This window comes from Streptomyces sp. NPDC104226 (assembly GCF_055584085.1).
This window is the reverse complement of record NZ_JBVJMS010000006.1, coordinates 26,999-51,163: the sequence shown is the minus strand read 5'-3', so window position 1 is coordinate 51,163 and position 24,165 is coordinate 26,999. Positions and strand designations below refer to the sequence as shown.

Below are 24,165 nucleotides of genomic sequence, written 5' to 3'. Positions count from 1 at the left end.
CTACCGTCGGACCCATGGGGAGGCGGACGGTCACCGTGCACCACGTGCGTGCCGTGCTCGCGGGGGCGCGGGGCAGCGGGCTCGACACCGTGCCGCTGCTCCAGGAGGCGCAGATTCCGCCGCTGCTGCTGGGCGACGACCGGGCGCGGGTCACGCCCGCGCAGTTCGCGCGGCTGTTCCGGGCGCTGTACCGGGCGACGCAGGACGAGTTCCTGGGCCTGTCCGCCGTGCCCAGCCGGCCCGGGACCTTCGCGATGATGTGCAGGGCCGCCCTGGGCTGCCGCGATCTCGGTGCGGCGGTGGAGCGCTCCGCGACCTTCTACGGGCTGTTTCCGGGCGGGCCGGAGCTGGCGCTCGAAGTCGAGGGCGGGCAGGCGTGGTTCATGGTGCGGAACGAGTTCGCGCGGGACGAGGAGCGCTTCCTCACCGAGTGCGTGCTCGCCATCTGGCACCGGCTGAGCAGCTGGCTGATCGGCCGGCGCATCCCGCTGGCCCACGCCTCCTTCGCCTATCCGGCGCCGCCGCACGCGGAGGAGTACGAGCTCCTCTTCGGCTGTCCGGTCCGCTTCGGCGAGGCCCGCACGGGCGCGGCCGTGGCCTTCGACGCGCACTGGCTGACGGCCCCGCTGGTACGGGACGAACCCGCGCTCGACGCGATGCTGAGGCGGGCCCCCTTCGACCTCCTCTCCCGGCCGGCGTACGGGACCACGGTCGCGGAGCAGGTCCGCCGGACCCTGACCCAGGCCCTGCGCGGCTCACCGCGCCTGCCGGAGCTGGGCGAGGTGGCGGCCCGCCTGGCGGTCTCCCCGGCCACGCTGCGGCGGCGGCTCCAGCAGGAGGGCACGTCCTTCCAGCAGTTGAAGGACCACGTGCGGCGTGATGCGGCGATCGCCGGCCTGGCGGAGAGCGGCGAACCCATCGCGGAGCTGGCGGCCCGTCTGGGCTTCTCGGAGGACACGGCCTTCCACCGCGCCTTCCGCCGCTGGACGGGCACCACCCCGGGCGCGTACCGCATCGCGTCGGGGGGCTGAGGCCGGGGCCGGCGCCGCGGCGCCCTGCCCCCGCTATCGGGTCGCGGCGGGCACCTGGAGGGTGAACAGGCCGCACTCGCAGCCGCCCTTGCCGGTGCCGCAGGAGCCCTTCGGGGTCGTGGCGGCGGCCGGGGCGGGGGCGGCGCAGCCCGTGGGGGCGGCTTCGGCGCAGGTGTTGCCCGCGCAGGAGCGGCAGGCGTTCATCTCGCAGCTGCGGCAGGCGGAGGCGGGGGCGTTGCAGCCGCGGCAGGCGCTGACCGCGCAGGTGGCGCAGGCCGCGCCGGCGACGTCGCAGGAGGTGCAGGCGTTCATCTCGCAGCCGGCGCAGGCCGAGGCTGGGGCCGTGCAGCCCCGGCAGGCGCTGACGCCGCAGGACGCGCAGAGCTGCGTACCGCTGCCGCAACCGCCCCGCTCGGTGCGCGCGCCGCAGTCGCAGGCACGGGCGCCGCGGGCGCTCGGGGCGCTCCGGCCGTCACGGCGGACCGGGCCGGTCTCGGCGACGCGCAGCGTGGTCCGCAGCGTGGGGGCGGGACCCCGGTGGATGACCCGACGCTTGGCCGTCTGTCGCACTGCCGCGTTCATCTGGTGCCTCCTGGGCGGGGTGGGAATCGCTTTCCGAGGCGGACTCTAACAATTAACTCGTATATGAATGCAAATCGATGCGATGCGGGAAAGGCTTGCCTTCCCTAAGAAGGCAAGCCTCCCCTGCCATCGCCAGAGGGAATCCCCCGAAGGGAATCTATTCACTTAGCAAATACATGACCGCGGCTGAGCTAAGCCAAGCCCAACAGCTCCAGGACCCGGCTCACCGCCTCGATGATCGGCCGCCCGACCTCGCCCGCGAGGGTCGCGAGGCCCAGTACGGCCATCAGGGCCCCGTGCCGCGCCTCCGGCGCGCTCTCCGGGGAGACGATCACCGGCAGGTTGGTGTCGATGGTGCCCGCGCCGGCCGACGTGACCTGGGTACGGAGCTCCAGGAGCAGCCGCTCCAGCTGCTGGATCGCCTCCTGCGGGGTGACCGGGGCGGCCTGCGGGCCGCCGATGGTCGGGGACTGGTTCTTGACGATGCCGATGTTGCCCGAGCCGTTCACGGTGACGCTGTCCCCGATGTGGAAGGCATTGCCACCGCCGCTACTGCCGTTACCGCTGTCCGTCGTCATTTCTTCACCACTCCGATGTTTCCCGAGCCGTTGATGTTGGCGGTGTCCCCGACGTGGACGTAGTGCTCGATGTTCACCGTCGGCTGGGCCACGTAGAGGGAGAACTCCGTCTCCGGGCGCTCGATGGCGTCGACGATCCGTGCGACGAGCCTGCGCAGTTCGGCCCGGTCCGCCAGGGTCACCACCGCGACGGGTGCGCCGGAGGTCTCCACGCCCATGACGTACAGGTCGGGCCGGGTCAGCCGGCGCACGAGGTACGCGACGAGGAGGGCCATCGGGACGACCGTGGCGACGACACCCACGGGGTTGCCGTCCGCCAGGGACGCCACGAAGAACACCAGCACGAGGATGATCCACGGAGCGAAGTCGGCCATGGCCTTCTTGCGGTCGGGCGTGAGCACGAAGGTCTGCACCCGGACGATGTTGTGCAGCGGATAGACCGCCTCCCCGACCCACAGCAGGCGGTTGCTGACCCGGAGCACGAGGTCCGGCGCCCCGAAGTCCTCCGGACGGTTCTGCTTCGCCTGCGGGGTCGGCGCGGGCACCCACAACGGTGTCAGCGGTGGTGACTGGAAGGGCGGCTGCGGGGACTGCGGAGGCTGTGGGGGCTGCGGAGGGACGCTCACGACTTCACCACCCCCGTGTTGCCCACGCCGCCGTGGATGTTCACGCTGTCGCCGAAGTGGAAGCTCCTCAGGTTGACCTGCACCCGGTCCATCCGGATGGAGAACTCCGCCTCCGGGTGGTCGATGGCGTGCACGATGTGCTGCACGACCACTCCCAGCCGGCTCTCGTCCCGCATCGTCACCAGCGCGATGGAGGCGCTGGCCACTTCCACGGCCAGGACGTGCTGGTCCGGCCTGGTCACCCTGTAGACGAACTGCGCCACGAGGAAGAGCGCCGCGGTGATGCCGAAGGCGACGAGCGCCTCGACCTCGGAGCTCGTGTTGTCCTCGCAGTTGCCGTAGTAGTCGCACGAGCTGCTCGCCCCGTCGTCGACGTACTCCCCCAGCAGGAACAGGACCACGGCCAGGGCCGCCGCCCACTTCAGGAACTGCACGGCGGCCTTCGCCCGGTCGGGCGACAGGACCGTGGTGTACACCCGGACGATGTTGTGGAGCGGATAGGCGGCCGACCCCACCCACAACAGACGTCGGCTGATCCGCAGTTCGACGCCGTACGCTCCTGCGCCCGGGGGCAGGGGCGGCAGCGGCGGGGACGGTGGTTGTGGCGGTCGTGTCGGTGGCGGCGCGAACTCGTTGGCTTCCATGACTCCCCCAGTCAGTCGGCAGCGCGGTTGACGCGCGGGGAACCATTAAGCACGCCAAAGGTGTGTCGTGTAACCGTCAATTACTCGCCAACTGCCTTTGGGATCATTGCCGTTGGACTCTCCGCCGCGGCGAGGTGACCCCGGGCCAGGAAAGGTGAGCTGTGCGGTCAGCGACGTTCCTACCGGTCGGTCACTACCTTCTCCTCACCCACCCCCCACCGGACCCTTGGGAGAGCCGCCCCATGCGCATCCGAAGCTCAGCACTCGCCGCCGTGGCCGCCCTGGCCCTCTCGGCCGTCATCCCCTCCGCCTCGGCCTCCGCCTCGGCCTCCGCCTCCGCCCGGGCGGAGGAGGCCACCGCCCGCCCCGGCGACATCGTCAGCAGCGCGCCGTCCGCGTTCCACCCGTTGCCCGGCCAGCCGACCAACACCAAGGCCTGGAAGATCCACTACAACTCCACGACCGCCGACGGAGCCCCGAACGTCGTCTCCGGCACCGTCATCGTCCCGCAGGACGGCCGCACCGGCCCGCGCCCCCTGATCACCTACGCCGTCGGCACCGTCGGCATGGGAGACTCCTGCGCGCCGAGCAACAACCTCCCGTACGGCACCGCCCTGGAGGCCAACCTCATCCAGCAGCTCACCCTGCGCGGCTGGGCCGTCGTCGTCACCGACTACGAGGGGCTCGGCACCCCTGGTGTGCACACCTACACCGTAGGCCCCTCCGCCGGCCACGCCGTCCTCGACGCCGCCCGCGCGGCCACCCGCCTCCCCGAGGCCGGGCTGCCGGCCACGACGCCCGTCGGCATCATGGGGTACTCCCAGGGCGGGCAGGCCAGCAGCTGGGCCGCCGAGCTGCAGGGCTCGTACGCACCGGAGTTGCGGGTGAAGGGCACCGCGACGGGCGGTGTCCCGGCCGACCTGCTGAAGGTGGCCGACTTCAACAACGGCTCCTACGGATCCGGCCTCATCTTCATGGCCGCCGCCGGCCAGGACGCCGCCTTCCCGGAACTGAAGCTCGACTCCTACCTCAACCCGGCCGGAAAGGCCCTGGTCGGCGCCATGAAGGACAACTGCGTCGCGATCGACGCCATCGCCGGCTCCTTCAAGCGGATCTCCGACCTGACCACCCGCAACCCGCTCGCGCAGCCGGACTGGCAGGCCCGCCTGAACCAGAGCAAGCTCGGGCGCACCGCGCCGGCCGCACCGGTGTACCAGTACCACGCGCTCGGCGACGAGCTCATCCCGTACTCCGTCGGGAGCCGGCTGCGCTCCGACTGGTGCGCGCGGGGCGCGAACGTCGAGTTCGACACCATCTGGATCGGGGAGCACGTCAGCGGGGTCATCACGCAGTCCCTGGCGGTGGGCAACTGGCTCGCGGACCGCTTCGCGGGCCGCACGGCACGCCCCAACTGCTGACGGGCCTGGCGGGCCGGGTGGGCTGACGGGCCGGGGCCGGCTACTTGCCGGCCAGGCCGAGGTTGGCGCCGGCCCGCAGGTCCGGGGAGCCCTGGGCGAGGACGGCCGCCGACTCCAGGCACGCCTGGCGGTCGGCGGCATCCGCCGGGTTCGTGCCGCAGCCCAGCTCCCGGTACCGGGCCGCGGACTTCTGGATCTTCTGTGCGGCCGAGGTCAGCGTGGCGAAGCCCTGGCGGCCGCCGATCTGGTTCAGGGCGAAGGCCGCGTCCTCGTCCGTCGCCTCGGCCGCGTCCGCGCACTCCTGCGTGAACGCCTTGGTGGACCCCGCGGAGCAGGGCGATCCGCCGCCGGAGCCGAAGCGGGTCTCGTGCGCGGCGAGCCGCGCCTCCACGGCGGACTTGACCCGCTCCGCGGCGGCCTGCTTCTGCGACACCGGGGCGGGGGAAGGGTCGGCGCCCAGCTCCGGCAGCTCGGACTGGACCGGGTCCGGGTCGGCCTGCGTGCCGCCGGCACCGCCGCCGTAAATGGCGTCGCCGGTGTCAGCGGCGTCAGCGGCTTCACCGCCACCGCCGCCACTGCAGGCCGCGAGCACAGCGGCCCCGACCATGACGCCGCAGGCCACCAGCCACCGCCGTGTGCGCTTCACGGTCCTCTCCCCACCCTCGATCCCGATCACCGCACCCTAACCCCGCCCCAGGTCAGGGCTCCCCCGCGGGGCAGGAGCGCGTCCCGGAGGGCAGCCGGCCGTCGATCAGGAAGTGGTCCACGTACCCCTGCACGCAGCGCGAGGCGGTGTAGCCGGTGTGCCCGTCGCCCTTGTAGTCCACGATCACGGTGTTGCCGAGCCGCTTCGCCGTCTCCTCCGTCCACTCGTACGGGGTGGCCGGGTCTCCGCGCGTACCGACGAGCAGGATGCGCGGGATCCCGGCGGGGCGGTCGATCCTGCGGATGAAATCGGTGCCGGCGGGGCGCCCGTAGCAGGCCAGCACCGTCATCAGCTGGCGCGGCCCGAAGATCGGCGAGGCCGCCAGGAAGACCGGCTGGAGCTCCTCCAGCTCCTGCGCGACGGCCGCCGGGGTGGCCTTGGCGTCGCCCCGGTCCGGGTCGTCGGCGCAGTTCACGGCGACCAGCGCGGCGGCCGCGTTGTCGGCGGGCACCGCGACGGCGCCGGCCACCTCCTCCCGGGGCGGCGGCGGGTCGTCCGGACCGCCGAGCTGCATCAGCCCCACGGGGTCGCCGTTCCGCTCGACCAGGGCGAGCGCGTCCGCGAGGTCGGGCCACGACTTCTGCGAGTACAGGGCGATCGCGATGGCGTCGGCCACGTCCTGCCCGGTGAAGCGCAGTCCGCCCCCGCCGGTCAGCGGCGCTGCGTCCAAGCGGGTGACGAGGGCCTGGACTTTCTCCTTGGCGGTACGGGTGTTCGTGCCGTAGACGCAGCCCTGCCGGTGGGCGCACCAGACGAGGAAGCTGTCCAGCGCCCGCTGCTGGCCGACCGCCGACAGCAGGGCCTGCTCGCCGAGCGGCTCGGTCAGGGTGTCGACCCCGTCGAGGGCCATCCGGCCGGTGTGGCGGGGGAACAGCGCGGCGTAGACGGCGCCGAGGCGCGTGCCGTAGGAGAAGCCGAGGAAGTCGAGCTTGTCCTCCCCGAGGGCCTGGCGCAGCAGGTCCATGTCGCGGGCCACGCTGACGGTACCGACGTACGGGAGCACCGGGCCGGAGTCGAGCGCGCAGCGCCGGGCGACGGCGCGGAGCGCGGCGAGCTCGGCGGCGGGCCCGGCGGGGGCCGCGCCTTCCGGCGGGGCGCCTCCGCCACACGTGACGGGGGCGCTGCGGCCGACGCCGCGGGGGTCGAAGGCGACGAGGTCGTAGCGCTTGTTGAGCTCCGCGAAGGCGTTGGGGTCGGCGGTGAGGGTGGAGATGCCGGGGGCTCCGGGGCCGCCGAAGTTCAGCACGAGCGAGCCGAGCCGCTTGCCGCCGGGCGCGGTGGCGGGAAGCTTGGCGACGGCGATCCGGAGCGTGCCGCTGCCGTTGCCGTTGCCCGTGCCCTTGGCGCCGCCCCTGCCGTTGCCTTCGTAGTCGAGCGGCACGGTGAGGGTGCCGCAGCGCATCCCGGCGGGCACCGGCGTCTCGGGACACGCGCCCCACTCGATCCCCGGGCGCGCAGGCTCGGGCGCGGGTCCCGGGCCGGGCACGGCGGCGAGCAGGGCACCGGCCAGGGCGGTGCCGACGACTGCGGTGCCTATCCGGGTACGAGCCCGCGATGCCGAGCCGGCACGGGACCCGGAACCGGAACGGCTGCGGGAACGGGAACGGGAACGGTGCACTGCACCCTCCTGGAGCGGCCCCCCGGACCAGTGAGCCCACCATAGGCGCGCCCCCGGCCCCCCGCTCCGCAAGCCCATCACCCATCCGGCCCCTTGACGCGGACCGCCCGGCCGACACCGCTGCGCGGGTCGGTCCGCGTCAAGGGGCCCGCCCCGTCACGGGCGGCGGTACAAGGACTCGATCTCCCGCTCGAAGTCCCGCGCGACCGCGCCCCGCTTCAGTTTCAGCGAAGGGGTCAGGTGCCCGCGCTCCTCCGTGAACTCCCCCTCCAGCACCACGAACCGCCGGATCGACTCCGCCCGCGACACCAGCCGGTTCGCGTCGTCGACCGCCCGTTGCAGATCCGCCCGCAGTTCCTCGTCGGCGACCAGCTCCCGCATCGGCACGCCCGCCTTCTTCCGCATCTGCCGCCAGTGCTGGAGCCCTTCCGGTTCCAGGGTGATCAGCGCGGTGACGTAGGGCCGGTTGTCGCCGACGACCATGCACTGGCCGACCAGTGGGTGGGCCCGTAGCCAGTCCTCCAGGGGCGCGGGGGCCACGTTCTTGCCGCCCGACGTGATGATCATGTCCTTCTTGCGGCCGGTGATCGTCAGGTAGCCGTCCTCGTCGAGCTCCCCGATGTCCCCGGTGGCGAGCCACTGCTCCCCGCCGACCGCGACGCCGCTGTTCCAGTACCCCGCGAACACGTGCGGGCCCCGCAGCAGCACCTCCCCGTCGTCGGCGATCCGTACCGCCGTCCCCGGCAGCGGCCACCCCACCGTGCCCAGCCGGGGCCGCAGCGGCGGGGTGACGGTCGAGGCCGCGGTCGTCTCCGTGAGCCCGTACCCCTCGAAGACCTCCACCCCCGCGCCCGTGTAGAACGCGGCGAGCCGCCGTCCGAGCGGGGAGCCGCCGCTCAGGACGTACCTCACGCGTCCGCCCAGCGCCGCCCGGATCCGCCGGTACACGAGCGGTTCATACAGGGCCCGGCCCAGCCGCAGGCCCAGCCCCGGCCGCTTGCCCTCCGCCAGCTCCCCGAGGCCGCGCGCGACCCGCGCCGCCCGGTCGAAGGAGGACGCGCGGCCCATCTTCTCGGCCGTCGCCCGGCCGGTGTTGTAGACCTTCTCCAGGACGTACGGGATCGCCAGCAGGAACGTCGGCCGGAAGCCGGCCAGGTCGGCGAGGAGGTCCTCGCTGCGGATGCTCGGCGCGTGCCCCAGCTTCACCCGCGCCCGCATGCAGCCGACGGCCACCATCCGCCCGAAGACGTGCGACAGCGGCAGGAACAGGAGCGTCGAGGCGGGGTCCGTGCTGACCGACTTGAAGACGGGGTGCAGCAGCTCCACCGCGTTGTCGACCTCGGCGAAGAAGTTGGCGTGCGTCAGCACGCACCCCTTGGGCTGCCCCGTCGTCCCGGAGGTGTAGATCAGCGTCGCGACGGACTCCGGCGCGCACCCGGCCCGCCGGGCCGCCACGACCTCGTCGGGTACGTGTTCCCCGGCCTTGACCAGCCGGGCCACCGCCCCCGTGTCGAACTCCCAGAGGTGGCGCAGCCAGGGCAGGTTGGCCCGCTCGGAGCTGATGATGCGCGCCTGCGCGGTGTCCTCGACGGCGCAGGCGACGGCGCCCGAGTCCTGGATGATCCAGCGCGCCTGGAGCGCGGAGGAGGTCGGGTACACCGGTACGGTGATCAGCCCGGCCGCCCAGCCCGCGAAGTCCAGCAGCGTCCACTCGTAGGTCGTCCGCGCCATGATGGCCAGCCGGTCACCGGGCCGCAGCCCCTCGGCGATCAGCCCCTTCGCGACGGCGAGCACCTCACCGGCGAACTCGGCCGCCGTGACGTCCCGCCAGGTCCCGTCCCGATCCTTTCGGGCCAGTACGGGTGCCCGCGGCTCCTCCCGGGCATTGTCGAAGGGGATGTCCCCGAGGGAGCCGCGGACCTGCGCCGGGGCCAGCGGAGGCACCCACACCTGGCGCACCCGACCCTCGATCACGGTCTTGACGGGCTCGACGGTCTTCGGGGGACCGACCCTCACCAGGCTCGTTTCAGCGGTCACGGTGTGCCTCCCTGGCCGGAACGGAGTGTTACCGCCGGTAATTTACTCAGGGGTAACCACCCCTGACCACCCCTGCGCCCGCCCTTTCACCGTTGCTCCACGCCGCCCGGCCCACACCCCCACACCCCTCACACCCGCCCCCGCGGGCGCGGGAGCCGACCGCGGACCCGAATGGACCCGGCACGCTGGAGGAGGAAGGGGACGTGTGCCAGAGTTGATTGCCGAATCCCGAACCCCGAATCCAACCGACTTCGCACGAGAAGAGTGCTCGATGTCCCATGGATTTCCCAGTGGAAAATTCCGCATCTTCCACGTAGAGACGCAGAGGTATCTCTTCAACCGAGGCGGAAAGGTCCACGCGGCGGACACGTCCGCGACGTACGACGCACCGGGCGGCAGCGTCAAACCGAAGCCCGGAATGCGCGCCGGCCTCAAGAGCAGCACGGACGAGCTGTGGTCCTACGACAGCGGAGGCCGCCTGGTCAGCGCCGTGGAGGAAGACGCCGGTCGGGGCTTCTACGCCCTGCGGGCCTTCAATCAGGGCTGGGTCGAGATGATCGGCACGGGCAGTGACTACGGGGCGCGGTGGGAATTCACCGACGGCTTCATCAAACTCAGGAACGAGGACCTGTTTCTGGCCGCCTCGACCAGTAGCGACGACCCCCGCATGACCGACGGCTACTCCACGCGCCTCACCCAGTACAACATGCGGGAATTCATCGGAGAGGTGGATCCGTCCGACTCGACCCCGCCTCCGGACAAGGCGAAGGTGGAAGCGCCCCAGAAATGGCAGCTGAAGTCGGCCTGACGCCGGGGCCACGAGGGATCCCGGCCGCCGACAGCGGGTGAGCCGGGCCCCCGGCCCCGGGTGACTCGGGGCCGCCGACGCCGGAAGATCACCCGTCGGGAAGACTTCCGCCATGACCGAACCCGCCCCGAACCCCAAGGCCGAGCTCCACTTCTACCTCCAGTCGGCCCGCGACACGCTCCTCTGGAAGCTCGAAGGGCTTTCGGAGTACGACGTCCGCCGCCCGCTGACCCCGACCGGCACCAACCTCCTCGGCCTGGTCAAGCACGCGGCCACCTCCGAACTGGGCTACCTCGGCGACACGTTCGGCCGCCCGTCCGGCGAGCCGCTGCCCTGGATCGCGGAGGACGCGGAGCCCAACGCGGACATGTGGGCCACCGCCGACCAGTCGCGCGCCGACATCGTGGCGCTGTACCGCCGCGCGTGGGCCCACTCCGACGCGACGCTCGACGCGCTCCCCCTGGACACGGTCGGCACGGTCCCGTGGTGGCCGAGCCACGACGACAAGGTGACCCTGCACCACGCCGTGGTCCGCATCATCGCCGACACCCACCGGCACGCCGGCCACGCCGACATCCTGCGCGAACTCCTCGACGGCGCGGTGGGGATGCAGCCGAACAACCTCGGGCTTCCGTCCACCGACACCACCTGGTGGCAGGCCCACCACGCCCGCCTGGAGCGGGCGGCGCGCGAGGCCTGAGGCCCGCCCGTCGTCAGCCGGCGTCCCAGACGGTCACAGCGATCTCGAACTCCGCGGGTCCGGGCACGGCGGTGACCGTCAGGTAGCCGAGGCGGCCCTGCCGGGTCATGAGGCAGGCCATGTCCCCCGCCCGGACCGCGAGCGAGCGCGATGCCAGCAGGCCCTTCTTCGCAGCGCAGTCCTGGTAGCCGGGTGGCTTCGCGCTCTTCCACGCCACGATCGCGAGTCCTTCGATCGTGCCCGGGTGGCAGTCGCACGACAGGCCGAGGTCGCCGTTGACCGCGTGCGCGGGCGGATCGTCGTCCAGCCACCAGCCCGTCGGCCACCCGCCGCTGTAGAGCAGAACCTCCCCCTGCCAGCGCACCTTCGGCCCCGGGGCCTCCTTCGACGGCTGCGGCTGCGGCTGCGGCTTGGGCTTCGACGGGACGGGGGCGCTCGACGAGGGCGCCGTCTCGGGAGGGGCGGAGGGCGGCGGATCCGGAGGCGGGGACTGGTCCGACGCCACAGGCGGGGACGGCGGGGCGGGGCTCTCACCGCCGACGCTTCCGCCCTGCCCGACCTCGTTGTTGTCGTGGCCCGCGCACTCCGCGCCGCCGCTGCAGTTGTTCTGCGTACCGATCTCCGTCCCCCCGCACGCCGACAGGGCCAGCACGGCGCTCGCTGCCAGCACGGCCCACCGGACGGCCGCGGACGGCCGCCTGCCCCTCATCAGCCCTTCTGGTTGATGTCGTGCCCCGCGCACTGGGACGAGTTGCTGCAGTCGTTTTTGACCTCCCCCTTGTCGGAGTTGGTCAGGAGCATCGCCGCCGCGGTGATCAGCGCGGCAACGATCGTGCCCACCACCGATAACACCGCTATCCATTGGTTCCTGGTCAAACCCGCCACGATCCGTCCTCCCTCTCAGCGGCCTTCAACGAGAAGAGCACTGCTCGACACGCCCCAGCCGTACGGATGGTTCCCCATATCCCGTACGCCCAGAACCAGTTCGGTGCTCAGGCCGCCGCGGTCACCGTGTCCGGGGGTGGGCAGGTACGGCAGCGGCCCGGTTCCGGGGCCCTGAAGGCCCGGTCGCAGCCGTCGCAGTTCTGGAGCGGATCCGGGCGCCGCAGGTCCCCCGCCGCCCGCACGGGAGGCAGCGGCGGTGGGAGCAGGATGCGGAGCCGGTAGTCGAGCACGGAGGCCGCGTTGCGCAGCGGCTCGGGGAGCCGTCCGGACAGCGCCCGCTCGATCCCGCCGGGTTCCACCCCGCGTTCCAGCCAGGCCGACACGGCGGGGGCCAGCCGCGCGATGTCCCGCTCGGAGAGCAGCAGCCGGGGGTCGTACCGCCGCAGCCCGGCGAGCAGCTCGGCCGCTTCGGGCGCCGGGGCCGGTGCGGGTACGGACGCGATCCCCGGCGGCGGCCCGTCGGCCTCCGGAGCTGCAGCCTCCGCCCCTGGTGCGGGCTCCGGGTCAAGCGCGGGCTCCACCTCCTGCCCCTCCGGCACGAGGCCCTCGTCAGGCGGCGACGGAGGCGGAGGAGCCGGGGGCTGCGGCCCTCCGCATCCGCCCCCCGGCTTGTTGTACGAGTAGGTCCGCGTCACCACGCGCCCGCCGTCGAGCCGTTCGCGCCGCCGCTCCAGGTAGCCGTGCCGCTCCAGCTCCCGCAGGGCGGACCCGATGCGGACCTCACCCTCCGGGAACCGCCCGGCGAGCGCCTTGATGCCGACGGTGGCCCCGTCGGGCAGCGACTGGATGTGGGCGGCGAGGCCGATCGCGACCAGCGACATCGAGCGGTGCTGGAGGAGGTGGTTGCCGACCACCGTGTAGTGACTGGTGTGCCACGTGTTGACGTGGATGACACCGGATCGGGCGGTCCCGGCCCGAAGGCGGGACGATGCGCGCGAGGGAGCGCTAGGGTGCTCAAGAGCCATGGGGAAGGGGTAACTTCCTGCTTGGTCAGGCCCTCGGCCGGGATTGCAGTCCCGTCGGGGGCCGTCTCATGTCCGCTGTTGTTGTCGGGGCGAGCATATGCCCGCCAACCGGTCCGAAATCCAGCTCAGTTGACCAAGTTCACCCGACCGAGCGACTCGGCTTGAACGACGGCCGGTTGGGTTGGGTTGGTTGGTTTTTTCTCCCGGTTCTTTGGTCTTTTACGTCGTGCAGCGCCGCGTCTCGGCCACCCGCGACCCGGCTCAGAGATCGACCTCCGCCCAGACCACCTTCCACGGAGCCGGCCCTTCCCGTACGCCCCACCGGTCCGCGAGCGAGGCGACCAGGACGAGCCCCCGACCCGGGTCGCGGATTTCCGGGATCCGGTCACTCCGGGTGTCCGTCACCTCGATGAGCAGCAGCCCGGGAGTGACGGACATCCCGAGCCGGAAGTCCCGCCCGGCAACCCGCCCATGGGTCACGGCATTGGCGGCGAGCTCGGCAACGATCTGCGCGGGCCCGTCCAAAGGGAGCCCCCAAGACCTCAGTTGCTCGACTGCGAGCACCCGCCCGAGTCGGGCCCCGCGCGGGGTGGCGGACAGCTGGACGTGGAAGTCGACGAGTTGAGTCATCACGTCACTCAGCGTGGCCATCCGTGCGTACCGTGAGAAGCCGCACCGGCCGTACGTCCCGGCTTTGTCCGGAGCTTGTCCGGCCCTGTCCGGCCTGTCCGGACCGGCCCCACGGGTACGGGGGCGCTGAGGGACATCGGCTCGTCGGAGGTGGGCGCGCATGAGCGTGGACAGTGACGGTACGGAAGACGCGGGCTGGGACGTCGACCCCGAGGACGAACAGGGCGTGGCGGTCCTGGCCGCGCTCGGCCGCCAGCTCAGGGCTTGGCGCGAGGAGGCGGGCATCCGGGCCGCGGAGTTCGGCACCCGGATCGGCTACGGCGAAGACCTGGTCCGCAAGGTCGAGGGCGGCAAGCGGATCCCGCGACCGGAGTACCTGGACAGGGCGGACAGCGCCCTGCGGGCGGGCGGGAAGATCTCCGCGATGAAGCCGGACATGGAGCAGGTCCGCTACCCGAAGAAGATCCGGGATCTGAAGAACCGCGAGGGCAAAGCCGTCGAGATCGGCGCCTACAACAACCACAACATCCATGGCCTGTTGCAGACCGAGGAGTACGCGCGGGCTCTGCTCCGTACGCTGCGCCCCGCCTACTCATCCGACGAGATGGAGCGGATGGTGTCCGGCCGGATGGCTCGGCAGTCGATCTTCCAGCGGACTCCTGGACCGGCCCTGGGTTTCGTCCAGGAAGAGGTCACCCTCCGGCGTCCGATCGGAGGCACAATGGTGCTGCGCCGACAGCTCGAACACCTCTTGGAGGTAATCCAGTTGCCGAATGTCGAGTTCCAGGTGATGCCGACCAACCGTGAGGATCACGCGGGCATGGAGGGGCTGATCCAGTTCCTCAAGTTCAGCGACGGTTCGGCGGTGGGCCGGGCGGACGGAGTGTTCTACGGGCGCCCGGTCTCCGACCCCAAGCAGCTCCGGATCCTGGAGCTTCGCTATGGCATCATCCGAGCTCAGGCGCTCACGCCCCGGGAGTCGCGGGGCTTCATCGAGGAACTGCTGGGAGAAACATGATTGACCACCCCAAGCTGGATTGGTTCAAGAGCAGCTACAGCGACAGCAGCAACGGCAACGACTGCGTCGAGGTGGCCCACGCCCCCGCCGCCGTCCACGTCCGCGACTCCAAGGACATCCAGCAGCCCCACCTGACCTTCGCGCCCGGCGCCTGGGCGGGATTCCTGGCGCACACCTCGTAGACCGCACCGGGCCGAGGCCGGACCGGGGTCGGGACCGGGGCCGGGGCGGGGCCCACCTGCTGGACTCGCCCCCTGCCCGGGAGCCACCGCGAGGTAGCCTGCGGCGACATCGCTCGCGCGCTCCACCTGGGGAAATCATGTTCAAGGTCAACGAGTACTTCGACGGCACGGTCAAGTCGATCGCCTTCGACCAGGAGGAGGGCCCGGCGACGATCGGCGTCATGGCTCCCGGTGAGTACGAGTTCGGCACGGCCGCTCCGGAGGTCATGCACGTGGTCAGCGGCGCCCTGACGGTCAAGCTCCCCGAGGCCGCCGACTGGCAGACCTTCGGCGCGGGCACCCGGTTCAGCGTCGCGGGCGACAGCAAGTTCCAGGTCAAGGCCGAGGTCGCGACGGCGTACCTCTGCGAGTACCGCTGACCCCTACCCGAGCGCGAAGCTGAGCTGGAACCCCAGCTCGGCGAAGCCCAGCGCGGCGGCGACCCGCCGGGACGCGGGAACGCGGGCGCGCCATTGCGGCAGCAGGCCGGCGGCGAGGGCGTGGGCGGTCGCCGCCGAGCCGGTCGCCCGGGCCAGGCCCCGCCCCCGCGCGCCCGGCGCGGTCAGCACGCCGATGTGGGCCGTCCGCCACGGCCAGACCTGATACCCCGCAGCGGCGACGACCCGGCCGCCCCCGTCCCGTACGACGAACACCGGCGAGGTGCACTCGTCGAGGGAGGCCTCCCCCGCGTCCTCGGCCCCGGCGGCCCGCTCCAGATCCCGTACCTCCGGATGGCCGGCCGCCAACGGCTCCACCCGCACCGCACCCCCCACCACCGGCCGGAACCCCTCCGCCGACACGTACGCCAGCGCCGCAGGCCCGAGCATCCGGGCCACGGGAAGCACCCCCCGGACCGAGGCCACGTCCCCGACGGCCCCCACCGGCAGCCGCCCCAACGCGTCCCGCACGACCGCCAACACGTCCCCGCCCCTCGGCACGGTCACGATCGCCGAGCCGCCCAGGGCCACCCTCCCGCGCGGCAAACGAAACCGGCACCCGGGCAAGGCCCTCCCAGACCCCCCGGGCCCGCCCCACCAACGGATCCACGGCCACAGCCCCTCCCCCGCTCCGCACGGAATCCCCTTGCCCGGGAGCTGCGCCCCCTCCCATGATCTCCACATGGACGACACTCCGCACCAACTCCCCACCACCCTGCCCGCGTTGCGCGCAAGGGCGGCCGACGCGGGCTTCGCGATGTCCTGCGAGGACCGCACCGGCAAGCTCCTGGCGGTGCTCGCCGCCGCCCGGCCCGGGGGCCGGATCCTGGAGCTCGGCACCGGCGCGGGCGAGGGCGCGGCGTGGCTGCTCAGCGGGATGGACCCCGCCTCCCGCCTGACCACCGTCGAACTCGACGCCGACGTCCAGGCCATCGCCCGCGAGGAGCTGGGCTCCGACCCGCGGGTCGGCTTCGTGGCCGGGGACGGCGGAGCGTGGCTGGAGGAGTACGACGGCCCGCCCTTCGACCTCGTCTTCGCGGACACCTGGCCGGGCAAGTTCACCCACCTGGACCGGGCCCTGGAGCTGGTGGCCCCGGGCGGGACCTACCTGATCGACGACCTCCTCCCCCAGCCCGGCTGGCCCGAGGACCACCAGACCGCCGTCGACCACCTCCTGACCACCCTGACCGCCCGCAAGGACTTCCACTCCGTCCGCCTGACCTGGTCCACCGGCCTCCTGATGGCCGTACGCACGCCCTGACCAGCCCGGCACGGTGCGACCCCTACCCGAGGGACTCCTCGCGCACCTCGCCCGTCACGTACGCGGCGTCCCGCAGGAGCGCCTCCGTCACCCGGACCCCCGTGAGCCGCTCGGCGAGCGCGAACACCGCCGCCTTCTCGTCGACTCCGGGGTCCGGGTCGCCCGTCGGGTTGAGGCCGAGCTCGCCCATCAGGGCGTTCAGCGCGTCGGGGGTGCTGCCGGTGCGGTCCGCCGGGTACTCGAAGGTCGTCCTCAACTCGCCGTCCTCGTACCAGTGGAAGAAGTCCATCGGCTTCCCCCCGTTGCTCGTGTGCGAGACGGCGCGCGACCCGGCGGACAGGGCCTCCATGAACCGCGGCCGCGTCCCCACGTCACCGCCGAACTCCAGCACGAGGGTCCAGTCCCCGCCCTCGCCCGGCACGGTGAAGGCCCCCGCGAGGAAGGAGTCGGGCGAGTACCCGTACGCGTCGAGGAGCTCCGTGTGCTCGAAGACCAGGTCCTGGAACCCCTCGCACACGCCCTGCGGCTCGGCCTCCACCACCTCCAGCACCTCCGCGGGCGAGAGGCCCCGCACCAGCGTCAGGGTGTACCCGCCCTCCAGCGCGTACGCGAACAACGCGGGCGAGGCCCGTATCCAGCTGTAGTCGGCGGCGGTGGCCGGGGCGTGGGAAGCGGCTGTGGTCATGCGGCTCATTCTTCCCGCCCCCACTGACACCGTCGGTGCGATCGGCTGGGCGCCGCCACGGAGAACGCCCAGATCCACTGACCCGGCCGGCCCTGCCGTGACGGAGTGTTGCGGTCGGACACTGAGCGTTCCACGGGGCCGCACCGATCCATTGCGGACCGAAACTGTCCGCAAGTCCGTGCACTCTGAAGTTGCTGGTGAGTTTCCCCGGCCTTCGGATGGATTCCGGGGCCCGGCCGCCGGCGGGCCCCGCGGCCCTGTCGCCGCCCAGGCCCCTCACACTTCCGAGGAAAGGCGCAACCATGACCGACATCGTGCTGCTGGAGAAGGCCCTGGGCCACACCACCGGGCTGCTGCGCAACGTCACCCCCGACCAGTACGGGCGACCGACCCCGTGCGAGGACTTCGACGTGCGGGCCCTGGCCAACCACCTCGTGGCCGGCAACCCCTACTACGTGGGCCTCGCCCAGGGCGGCGGACCGGACTTCTCGCTCTTCGCCCGGGACCAGATCGCAGGCGAGCAGCCTGGTGACGTCTACGCACGCGGCGCCAAGGAGGTCCTGGCCGCGTGGCAGAGCGAAGGGGCGCTGGAACGCCGGATGCCGCTGCCCGGCGGCGGACTCGGACCGCGGCTGGCCGATCTGCACCTGCTGGAGACCGTCCTGCACGGCTGGGACCTGGCCACCGCCACCGGCCAGGACCGCACCGGTGAGCCCGACGCCGTCCAGGCCGCCCTGCGGACCTGGTACGGCAACTACCCCGACGAGGTCCGCGGAGCCACCGGCATGTTCGGCCCGTCGAAGCCCGCACCCTCCGACGCCCCGGACATCGACCGCCTCGCCGCCTACTTCGGCCGCGCCGTCTGACCCGCTGACAACGCCGCAGCCCCCGCCCGGACGGGGGCGGGGGCTGCGGCGTGAGCGGAATGACCTCAGGCGGTGACGAGGACCTTGTCCTGCGCAGCGGCGTCCGTGGACGCGGCGTCGGCGTCGGCGTCGGCCGGGGCCTCGGGGTCCTCGTCCAGCGGGGAGCCTGAGGCGGTGGCGTAGGCGACCTTGTCGAGGATGCCCTCGCGGGCTGCGACGACGACCGGGACCAGCGCCTGGCCGGCCACGTTGGTGGCGGTGCGCATCATGTCCAGGATCGGGTCGATCGCCATCAGCAGGCCCACGCCCTCCAGCGGGAGGCCCAGCGTGGAGAGGGTCAGGGTCAGCATGACCGTGGCGCCGGTCAGGCCCGCCGTGGCGGCGGAGCCGACGACCGAGACGAAGGCGATGAGGAGGTAGTCGCCGATGCCCAGCTGCACGTCGAAGATCTGCGCGATGAAGATCGCGGCGAGCGCCGGGTAGATCGCGGCGCAGCCGTCCATCTTGGTGGTCGCGCCGAACGGGACGGCGAAGGAGGCGTACTCCTTCGGGACGCCGAGGCGCTCGGTGACCTTCTGGGTGACCGGCATGGTGCCGACCGAGGAGCGGGAGACGAAGGCCAGCTGGATGGCCGGCCAGGCGCCCTTGAAGAACTGGAGGGGGTTGACCTTGGCGACGGTCCACAGGAGCAGCGGGTAGACGCCGAACATCACGAGCGCGGAGCCGACGTACACGTCCACGGTGAAGGTGGCGTACTTGCCGAGCAGGTCCCAGCCGTAGGTGGCGATCGCGGTGCCGATGAGGCCGACGGTGCCGATCGGGGCGAGGCGGATGACCCACCACAGGGCCTTCTGGAGCAGCTCCAGCACGGACTCGGCGAGGTTCAGCACCGGCTGGGCCTTGGTGCCGAGCTGGAGGGCGGCGATACCGGCGACGGCGGCGAGGAAGACGATCTGCAGGACGTTCAGCTCGGTGAACGGCGTGATGATGTCGGTCGGCACGATGCCGGTCAGGAAGTCCAGCCAAGAGCCCTCGCGCTTCGGCAGCTTGCCGTCCTGCGGGGTGAGGCCGGTGCCGGCGCCCGGGTTGGTCAGCAGGCCGATGGCGAGGCCGATGGCCACCGCGATCAGCGAGGTGATCATGAACCAGAGCAGGGTGCGGGAGGCGAGCCGCGCGGCGTTGTTCACCTTCCGGAGGTTGGTGATCGACACCAGGATGGCGAAGAAGACGAGCGGGGCGACGGCCAGCTTCAGGAGCTGGACGAAGATGTCGCCTATCTGCTCCAGGGTCGTACCGAGCCAGCTGATCTCCTGGCTGCGGGAGACCCAGCCGAGCAGGACACCGAGCACGAGGCCGGTGACGATCTGCGCCCAGAAGGGGAACGAGAAGGACTTCTTCGTCTCGGCCGGGGCCTTGACGGCAGGGGTCTGCGGTGACGCGGACACGGACACTCTCCGGGTGGTTCTGCGGTGCGTGCGGTGGGGTGGTGGTGATGACGCGGTGCGGCAGCACCCGGAAAAGCCGATTGCCGGGCGGGCGGGACCGCTGCTGGTGCCAGGGCTGGTCGCGGGACTCAGCGACAGCAGCAACAGGCCGCGGATACGCGGCGGCAGAGGTCGACGTGCAGGCGCGCCACGAGCGGAACGCTCGTGATCGTCTGGTGCGCGGCTGTCGTCAACATGTTGAAGACGCTAACACTTCACCTTTGAGAACCCCAAAGCATTACTTTGAGCGGAGCGGGTGCGGGAGCCCGGGCGAACCCGACCGAACCCCACCCGACCCCCGGAAAATGCCCGCAGGAACGCCGAAAGCCCCGGCATCACGGGCGGTGGGCCCGGAGCCGAGGCATTTCGGTGTGTGATGAAGCTAACTGCTGTAACTACCGCAACTGCCGCGCTAGCTGGCGCGCGCGGCCTCGTCGACCGCGTCGTCCTCCTGGCTGCGGTTCGCGGCGAGCTTCTCCTTCGCGCCCGCGACGCGTCCGGCGATGACCGCGGACATCTCGTCGCGCTGCTTGCGCAGCAGTACGAAGGAGAGCGGTGCGGAGAGCACGAGGGCGAGCAGCACGACCCAGGCCGGGTTGGCGTCACCGAGCCCGGAGGGCACCCAGCCCAGCCGGACCAGCCCGGCGACGAGGACGAGGCACCCGACGAAGATCCCCAGACGCATCGCGGTGTAACGGATCGTCGGGTTCGGCTTGAGGGCCACGGAGAACCCCTTCTCTCTTCGTCGTGGTCGTACGTCGGCTCGTGCGTGTGCTCGTGCCCGTCCAGTGAAGCACGACGCGGTCATCCGCAGGGCTGGAGGGGGGCATCAACGGGCACAAGCCGCAGCGCGGACAGGGGGATCTTGAGCGCGGACTTCTCCCGCGGATCCCACAGAACGGCCGTTCCGCCCGCGTCGCCGAGCGAGAGGTAGGGACGTACGGGGTCCAGCACACCCCCGTCCACAGGCACTTGGGCCACGTCCTTGACCGGGCGGACGCAGACCCACTCGGGCTTGACCCCGTAGTAGTGGCTCGGGGTCCTCCCCTCCGCCGCCGCGAGGACCGCCTTCTGCCCGGCGGTCGCGGCCGACATGAAGGCCAGGCCGACCACACCGGCCATCAGTGCGTAGACGCTCACGAACGCGACGGCGGTGTATCCCACCCAGCTGCCCGTGATCATGCGGTGCGTGTGGCGCATGTAGCCGAGAACGGCAGGGGCGATGAGCAGGACCAGCACCGCGGCGAGCAGTCTGAACGTCGCCAGCAGGCGCATCGCCGCCGGGACGTCGACGTCCTCCATGTCCACGTCGAAGGCGTCCAGGTAGAAGGTGGGAAGTGACAGCCCGAGGCCGGGGAACAAGCCGGGCAGGAAGGCCAAGAGCGCGGGCAGCAGCCAGGGCAGGGTGAGCGCCCACCGCGACTGCCGCACCCAGAGCCACACCCCGGTGAGCACCAGGTAGCCGAAGCCGATCCCGATCACCACGAGCCCGAAGCCCATCCGCCGGTCGGGGGCCGTCGCCACGGAGAAGGCCCCGAGGGCGGCCGCCAGCAGGGGCGCGCTGCACCCCAGCACCAGGAGCTTCACCCCGGAGAACTCGGGGAGCGCCCAGCGGGCGATCATGAGCGCGGCCGCCATGGCACCGAGGAGGAACGGCAGCGGGGGGACCACCGACCAGAGCGGCCCGGCGCCCCACAACCCCGCCGTCCAGGCTCCGCAGACCAGCCCGACCAGTGCCGGGAACCTCACCATGGCCATCCGCCGCGAGGGACCGCGCCGCAGGGGCCAGACCGACGGCGGTGGCGGCGGCGTCACGTCCATGGAGCGGCGTACGGCCACCCCGGCCGACGCCCCCGGCACCCCGGGCAGCGCACGGGCCGCAAGGACCAGGGCCTCCTCCTCGCTGCCGGCCCGGACCTGACGGCCCGTGTCCCGGCTGCCCAGGGTGCGGGCGGCCCAGGCCGCCGCACCCGCCCGCCACCGGCCCGCCCGGGTCTGCGGCGGCTGCTCCCCGGCCGCCGGGGGCCGGTACACGTACCAGACGGGCAGGTCCACCGGATCCCGCTCGACGCACTGCACGGCCTCCACTACGAGGTCGAGCACCAAGCGGTCGGATATGACTTCGAGGTGTTCCCGGGCGGCGATCGACGCCCGGATCGCCGATCCGGGAAACCTGACCTCGACGGTGTACCGGCACGTGGCCTCCCCCCGGGGCCCGGAGGCCTGCTCCTCGCGCCGGTTCAGCACCGGCCAGCCCCGCGCCTGCAGTTCGGCCTCGAACAGCGTGCAGTCCGTGGCGGTCCCTTTCAGCACCGCCAGCGCCACGGCCCGCTGGTCCCAGCGCTGCCCCGATCCCGTCACTCCCACCCCGGCCTCCCCCGTACGCCTCGACCGGGCGACCGTACCCCTCAGCCCAGCGGCAGCAACATCGTGATGTCGTCCCGGTCGTCCCCGGGGGCCACCCGGATCGCGGCGGGGACGCGGCCGACCTCCTTGTAGCCGCAGGCTGCGTAGAAGTGCTCCAGGCCCAGGCCGCCCCGGCAGCCGAGGCGGACCGCTTCGATGCCCTCCATCGTGCGGGCGGCGTCGGCGACGGCCTCCATCAGCGCGCGGCCTGCGCCGCGGCCCTGGAGGGCGGGGTCCACCATGACGGTGTAGGCCCAGACCCAGTGCCGCTGCAGGCGGTGCTGGTTGAGGGCGATGACGGCGGTGGCGCGCACCCGGCCGGCGGCGTCGCGCCCGACGAGCAGGCGGCTGCGGCCCTCGGCGACCGCGGCGAGGTGCTTGCCGACCTCGGGGCGGACGTCCTCGATGACGACGGGCGCCACGAAACCCACCGCGCCGCCGGCGTTGGAGACGTCGGTCCAGAGCGCGGCGAACTCTTCGGCCAGGGAGGGGTCGAGGGCGGGGTCGACGACCGGGTCGAAGGTGAAAGTAAGGGTCATGGGGCTAGAGTAACCATTACCTCACCGCGTGCGCAAAGGGCCCCGGCCACCCCCCGTCAGGGGGAACCGGGGCCCGGAGCGTCAAGGGCTCACAAAGCCGAGGGCGTCAGAGCCGCATCGCCTGCGGGGTCTCGCGGAGCTCCGCGTCGGGGCCGGGGTACTCGCGGATGATCTCGTAGCGCGTGTTGCGCTCGACCGGGCGGAAGCCCGCCTCGCGGATCAGGTCCAGCAGGTCTTCGCGGCCCAGCTTGTTCGGGGTGCCGTAGTTGTCCGCGTCGTGCGTGATCTTGTACTCGACGACCGAGCCGTCCATGTCGTCCGCGCCGTGCTGGAGGGCGAGCTGCGCCGTCTGCACGCCGTGCATCACCCAGAAGACCTTCACGTGCGGGACGTTGTCGAAGAGCAGGCGGGAGACCGCGAAGGTCTTCAGCGCCTCGGCGCCCGTCGCCATCGTCGTGCGCGCCTGGAGCTTGTTGCGGACCTTGCCGTCCTTCATGTCCACGAAGTCGTGCTGGTAGCGCAGCGGGATGAAGACCTGGAAGCCGCCGGTCTCGTCCTGCAGTTCGCGCAGCCGGAGCACGTGGTCCACGCGGTGGCGCGGCTCCTCGATGTGCCCGTAGAGCATCGTCGCCGGGGTCTTGAGGCCCTTGGAGTGCGCGAGGCGGTGGATGCGCGACCAGTCTTCCCAGTGGGTGTTGTGGTCGACGATGTGCTGGCGGACCTCCCAGTCGAAGATCTCGGCGCCGCCGCCGGTCAGCGATTCCAGGCCCGCCTCGATCAGCTCGTCCAGGATGTCGGAGGCCGACATGCCGGAGATCGTTTCGAAGTGGTGGATCTCTGTCGCCGTGAACGCCTTCAGCGAGACGTTCGGCAGCGCCTCCTTCAGCGCGGAGAGCGAGCGCGGGTAGTACCGCCACGGCAGGCTGGGGTGCAGGCCGTTGACGATGTGCAGCTCGGTGAGGTTCTCGTTCTCCATGGTCTTGGCCAGGCGGACGGCTTCCTCGATGCGCATCGTGTACGCGTCCTTCTCGCCCGGCTTGCGCTGGAACGAGCAGTACGCGCACGAGGCCGTGCACACGTTCGTCATGTTGAGGTGACGGTTGACGTTGAAGTGGACGACGTCGCCGTTCTTACGCGTCCGCACCTCGTGGGCGAGGCCGCCGAGCCAGGCCAGGTCGTCCGACTCGTAGAGGGCGATGCCGTCCTCACGGGTCAGCCGCTCGCCGGAGCGAACCTTCTCCTCCAGCTCACGCTTCAACCCAGCGTCCATGCCGGTCCTCTCCTCTGTCCTCTGCCCCATGCCATGCCCGCCCTGCGCGGTCCGCGGCGCGGTACGTGTGCCCCACAACCGCGCCCCAACCGTACTCTCAGCGCCCTCAGGCTTCCTCCGGCAGGCCCCCGACCCGGTTCTCCCACTTGGTGGAGAGCACGATCGTCGTGCGCGTGCGCGAGACGCCCTTGGTGCTGGAGAGCTTGCGGATGATCCGCTCCAGCCCGTCCACGTCACCGGCCCGGACCTTGAGCATGTACGAGTCGTCGCCGGCGATGAACCAGCAGTCCTCGATCTCCGAGAGGTCGCGCAGCCGGCGGGCCACGTCCTCGTGGTCCGCGGCGTCGGAGAGCGAGATCCCGATCAGCGCCGTGACGCCGAGGCCGAGCGAGGCCGCGTCCACGGTCGCGCGGTAGCCGGTGATGACTCCGGCCGTCTCCAGCCGGTTGATCCGGTCGGTGACGCTGGGGCCGGAGAGGCCCACGAGCCGGCCCAGCTCGGCGTACGAGGCGCGTCCGTTCTCACGAAGTGCCTGGATGAGCTGCTTGTCCACCGCGTCCATATACCTGGAGCCTTCCATTATTCGGCAATCCCTCAAGTTTACGTATAGAATCTAAGGTGCACAGGGTCGACACCCTGTGAATCTTTCAACAGATCAACGACGATCTGACAATTTTCAGGAGTGGTTCA

28 protein-coding genes are annotated in these 24,165 nt (G+C 71.8%); 9 read left to right on the top strand and 19 right to left on the bottom strand.

Annotation, left to right across the window (positions count from 1 at the left end; all coding sequences use genetic code 11):
- The first annotated feature begins 14 nt into the window (after window positions 1–14).
- On the top strand, window positions 15–1,031 hold the full coding sequence (locus ACZ60J_RS19480; protein ID WP_469683395.1) for an AraC family transcriptional regulator: 1,017 nt from the start codon (window positions 15–17) through the stop codon (window positions 1,029–1,031).
- A gap of 33 nt (window positions 1,032–1,064) precedes the next feature.
- Here the strand turns inward: ACZ60J_RS19480 and ACZ60J_RS19475 are convergent, their stop codons facing one another.
- The 4 genes from ACZ60J_RS19475 to ACZ60J_RS19460 all read right to left on the bottom strand — a co-directional run bounded on the left by ACZ60J_RS19475 (window position 1,065) and on the right by ACZ60J_RS19460 (window position 3,461).
- Window positions 1,065–1,613 (bottom strand): hypothetical protein, encoded by a 549-nt coding sequence (locus ACZ60J_RS19475; RefSeq protein ID WP_469683393.1) that lies wholly within the window; start codon window positions 1,611–1,613, stop codon window positions 1,065–1,067.
- A gap of 191 nt (window positions 1,614–1,804) precedes the next feature.
- Complete coding sequence (locus ACZ60J_RS19470; protein ID WP_469683392.1) at window positions 1,805–2,191, bottom strand: hypothetical protein; 387 nt, start codon at window positions 2,189–2,191, stop codon at window positions 1,805–1,807.
- On the bottom strand, window positions 2,188–2,817 hold the full coding sequence (locus ACZ60J_RS19465) for a DUF6232 family protein (protein ID WP_469683390.1): 630 nt from the start codon (window positions 2,815–2,817) through the stop codon (window positions 2,188–2,190). The genes ACZ60J_RS19470 and ACZ60J_RS19465 overlap by 4 nt, the downstream gene beginning before the upstream one ends.
- Window positions 2,814–3,461, bottom strand: a complete 648-nt coding sequence (locus ACZ60J_RS19460; RefSeq protein ID WP_469683388.1) for a DUF6232 family protein — start codon at window positions 3,459–3,461, stop codon at window positions 2,814–2,816. The genes ACZ60J_RS19465 and ACZ60J_RS19460 overlap by 4 nt, the downstream gene beginning before the upstream one ends.
- A 242-nt stretch (window positions 3,462–3,703) precedes the next feature.
- Here ACZ60J_RS19460 and ACZ60J_RS19455 point away from each other — a divergent pair, with 242 nt between their 5' ends.
- Complete coding sequence (locus ACZ60J_RS19455; protein WP_469683386.1) at window positions 3,704–4,879, top strand: lipase family protein; 1,176 nt, start codon at window positions 3,704–3,706, stop codon at window positions 4,877–4,879.
- 40 nt (window positions 4,880–4,919) lie between these two features.
- Here the strand turns inward: ACZ60J_RS19455 and ACZ60J_RS19450 are convergent, their stop codons facing one another.
- From ACZ60J_RS19450 to ACZ60J_RS19440, 3 genes are all read right to left on the bottom strand, one after another.
- Window positions 4,920–5,525, bottom strand: a complete 606-nt coding sequence (locus ACZ60J_RS19450) for a hypothetical protein (RefSeq protein WP_469683384.1) — start codon at window positions 5,523–5,525, stop codon at window positions 4,920–4,922.
- A 52-nt stretch (window positions 5,526–5,577) separates the two neighbouring features.
- Window positions 5,578–7,203, bottom strand: coding sequence for an alpha/beta hydrolase (locus ACZ60J_RS19445; RefSeq protein ID WP_469683383.1), 1,626 nt, complete (start codon window positions 7,201–7,203; stop codon window positions 5,578–5,580).
- 156 nt (window positions 7,204–7,359) lie between these two features.
- Window positions 7,360–9,240, bottom strand: coding sequence for an AMP-dependent synthetase/ligase (locus ACZ60J_RS19440; RefSeq protein WP_469683381.1), 1,881 nt, complete (start codon window positions 9,238–9,240; stop codon window positions 7,360–7,362).
- Window positions 9,241–9,445: 205 nt separating this feature from the next.
- Between ACZ60J_RS19440 and ACZ60J_RS19435 the strand changes: the two genes are divergently transcribed.
- Window positions 9,446–10,048 (top strand): hypothetical protein, encoded by a 603-nt coding sequence (locus ACZ60J_RS19435; RefSeq protein ID WP_469683380.1) that lies wholly within the window; start codon window positions 9,446–9,448, stop codon window positions 10,046–10,048.
- A 112-nt stretch (window positions 10,049–10,160) separates the two neighbouring features.
- Window positions 10,161–10,748: a DinB family protein gene (locus ACZ60J_RS19430; RefSeq protein ID WP_469683378.1), complete on the top strand. Its 588-nt coding sequence runs from the start codon at window positions 10,161–10,163 to the stop codon at window positions 10,746–10,748.
- 13 nt (window positions 10,749–10,761) lie between these two features.
- Here ACZ60J_RS19430 and ACZ60J_RS19425 read toward each other — a convergent pair whose 3' ends face one another.
- The 4 genes from ACZ60J_RS19425 to ACZ60J_RS19410 form a co-directional block, all read right to left on the bottom strand.
- A complete protein-coding gene (locus tag ACZ60J_RS19425) occupies window positions 10,762–11,457 on the bottom strand; it encodes a hypothetical protein (protein WP_469683376.1) in 696 nt (231 codons plus the stop codon).
- The gene (locus tag ACZ60J_RS19420) at window positions 11,457–11,588 is read right to left on the bottom strand and encodes a hypothetical protein (protein WP_469683375.1); all 132 of its coding nucleotides are present in this window, start codon (window positions 11,586–11,588) and stop codon (window positions 11,457–11,459) included. The genes ACZ60J_RS19425 and ACZ60J_RS19420 overlap by 1 nt, the downstream gene beginning before the upstream one ends.
- 152 nt (window positions 11,589–11,740) lie before the next feature.
- Window positions 11,741–12,658 (bottom strand): helix-turn-helix domain-containing protein, encoded by a 918-nt coding sequence (locus ACZ60J_RS19415; protein ID WP_469683373.1) that lies wholly within the window; start codon window positions 12,656–12,658, stop codon window positions 11,741–11,743.
- Window positions 12,659–12,919: 261 nt separating this feature from the next.
- On the bottom strand, window positions 12,920–13,288 hold the full coding sequence (locus ACZ60J_RS19410) for an ATP-binding protein (RefSeq protein WP_469684084.1): 369 nt from the start codon (window positions 13,286–13,288) through the stop codon (window positions 12,920–12,922).
- A 160-nt stretch (window positions 13,289–13,448) separates the two neighbouring features.
- Here ACZ60J_RS19410 and ACZ60J_RS19405 point away from each other — a divergent pair, with 160 nt between their 5' ends.
- The 3 genes from ACZ60J_RS19405 (at window position 13,449) to ppnP (ending at window position 14,907) form a co-directional block, all read left to right on the top strand.
- On the top strand, window positions 13,449–14,306 hold the full coding sequence (locus ACZ60J_RS19405; RefSeq protein WP_469683371.1) for a helix-turn-helix domain-containing protein: 858 nt from the start codon (window positions 13,449–13,451) through the stop codon (window positions 14,304–14,306).
- Window positions 14,303–14,488 (top strand): DUF397 domain-containing protein, encoded by a 186-nt coding sequence (locus ACZ60J_RS19400; RefSeq protein ID WP_469683370.1) that lies wholly within the window; start codon window positions 14,303–14,305, stop codon window positions 14,486–14,488. Before ACZ60J_RS19405 ends, ACZ60J_RS19400 begins: the two co-directional genes overlap by 4 nt.
- A 137-nt stretch (window positions 14,489–14,625) precedes the next feature.
- Complete coding sequence (gene ppnP / locus ACZ60J_RS19395; protein ID WP_254387276.1) at window positions 14,626–14,907, top strand: pyrimidine/purine nucleoside phosphorylase; 282 nt, start codon at window positions 14,626–14,628, stop codon at window positions 14,905–14,907.
- Window positions 14,908–14,910: 3 nt separating this feature from the next.
- Here the strand turns inward: ppnP and ACZ60J_RS19390 are convergent, their stop codons facing one another.
- On the bottom strand, window positions 14,911–15,447 hold the full coding sequence (locus tag ACZ60J_RS19390; protein ID WP_469683368.1) for a GNAT family N-acetyltransferase: 537 nt from the start codon (window positions 15,445–15,447) through the stop codon (window positions 14,911–14,913).
- Between the two features lie 199 nt (window positions 15,448–15,646).
- Here ACZ60J_RS19390 and ACZ60J_RS19385 point away from each other — a divergent pair, with 199 nt between their 5' ends.
- Window positions 15,647–16,225, top strand: a complete 579-nt coding sequence (locus ACZ60J_RS19385) for an O-methyltransferase (protein ID WP_469683367.1) — start codon at window positions 15,647–15,649, stop codon at window positions 16,223–16,225.
- A 22-nt stretch (window positions 16,226–16,247) separates the two neighbouring features.
- Here ACZ60J_RS19385 and ACZ60J_RS19380 read toward each other — a convergent pair whose 3' ends face one another.
- Window positions 16,248–16,910, bottom strand: coding sequence for a DUF6461 domain-containing protein (locus ACZ60J_RS19380; protein ID WP_469683365.1), 663 nt, complete (start codon window positions 16,908–16,910; stop codon window positions 16,248–16,250).
- A gap of 302 nt (window positions 16,911–17,212) precedes the next feature.
- Between ACZ60J_RS19380 and ACZ60J_RS19375 the strand changes: the two genes are divergently transcribed.
- A complete protein-coding gene (locus tag ACZ60J_RS19375) occupies window positions 17,213–17,776 on the top strand; it encodes a TIGR03086 family metal-binding protein (protein WP_469683363.1) in 564 nt (187 codons plus the stop codon).
- A 65-nt stretch (window positions 17,777–17,841) separates the two neighbouring features.
- Here ACZ60J_RS19375 and ACZ60J_RS19370 read toward each other — a convergent pair whose 3' ends face one another.
- The 6 genes from ACZ60J_RS19370 to ACZ60J_RS19345 all read right to left on the bottom strand — a co-directional run bounded on the left by ACZ60J_RS19370 (window position 17,842) and on the right by ACZ60J_RS19345 (window position 24,037).
- Entirely contained in the window at window positions 17,842–19,227 is a 1,386-nt protein-coding gene (locus ACZ60J_RS19370; RefSeq protein WP_469683361.1) for a dicarboxylate/amino acid:cation symporter, read from the bottom strand.
- Window positions 19,228–19,672: 445 nt separating this feature from the next.
- On the bottom strand, window positions 19,673–19,945 hold the full coding sequence (locus ACZ60J_RS19365; RefSeq protein WP_469684082.1) for a DUF4229 domain-containing protein: 273 nt from the start codon (window positions 19,943–19,945) through the stop codon (window positions 19,673–19,675).
- Between the two features lie 119 nt (window positions 19,946–20,064).
- Window positions 20,065–21,627, bottom strand: coding sequence for a hypothetical protein (locus tag ACZ60J_RS19360; RefSeq protein ID WP_469683360.1), 1,563 nt, complete (start codon window positions 21,625–21,627; stop codon window positions 20,065–20,067).
- A 41-nt stretch (window positions 21,628–21,668) separates the two neighbouring features.
- Entirely contained in the window at window positions 21,669–22,205 is a 537-nt protein-coding gene (locus tag ACZ60J_RS19355; RefSeq protein ID WP_469683358.1) for a GNAT family N-acetyltransferase, read from the bottom strand.
- A gap of 106 nt (window positions 22,206–22,311) precedes the next feature.
- Window positions 22,312–23,475 (bottom strand): aminofutalosine synthase MqnE, encoded by a 1,164-nt coding sequence (gene mqnE / locus ACZ60J_RS19350; RefSeq protein WP_469683357.1) that lies wholly within the window; start codon window positions 23,473–23,475, stop codon window positions 22,312–22,314.
- A 106-nt stretch (window positions 23,476–23,581) separates the two neighbouring features.
- Entirely contained in the window at window positions 23,582–24,037 is a 456-nt protein-coding gene (locus ACZ60J_RS19345; RefSeq protein WP_243340137.1) for an Lrp/AsnC family transcriptional regulator, read from the bottom strand.
- Between the last annotated feature and the right edge of the window lie 128 nt (window positions 24,038–24,165).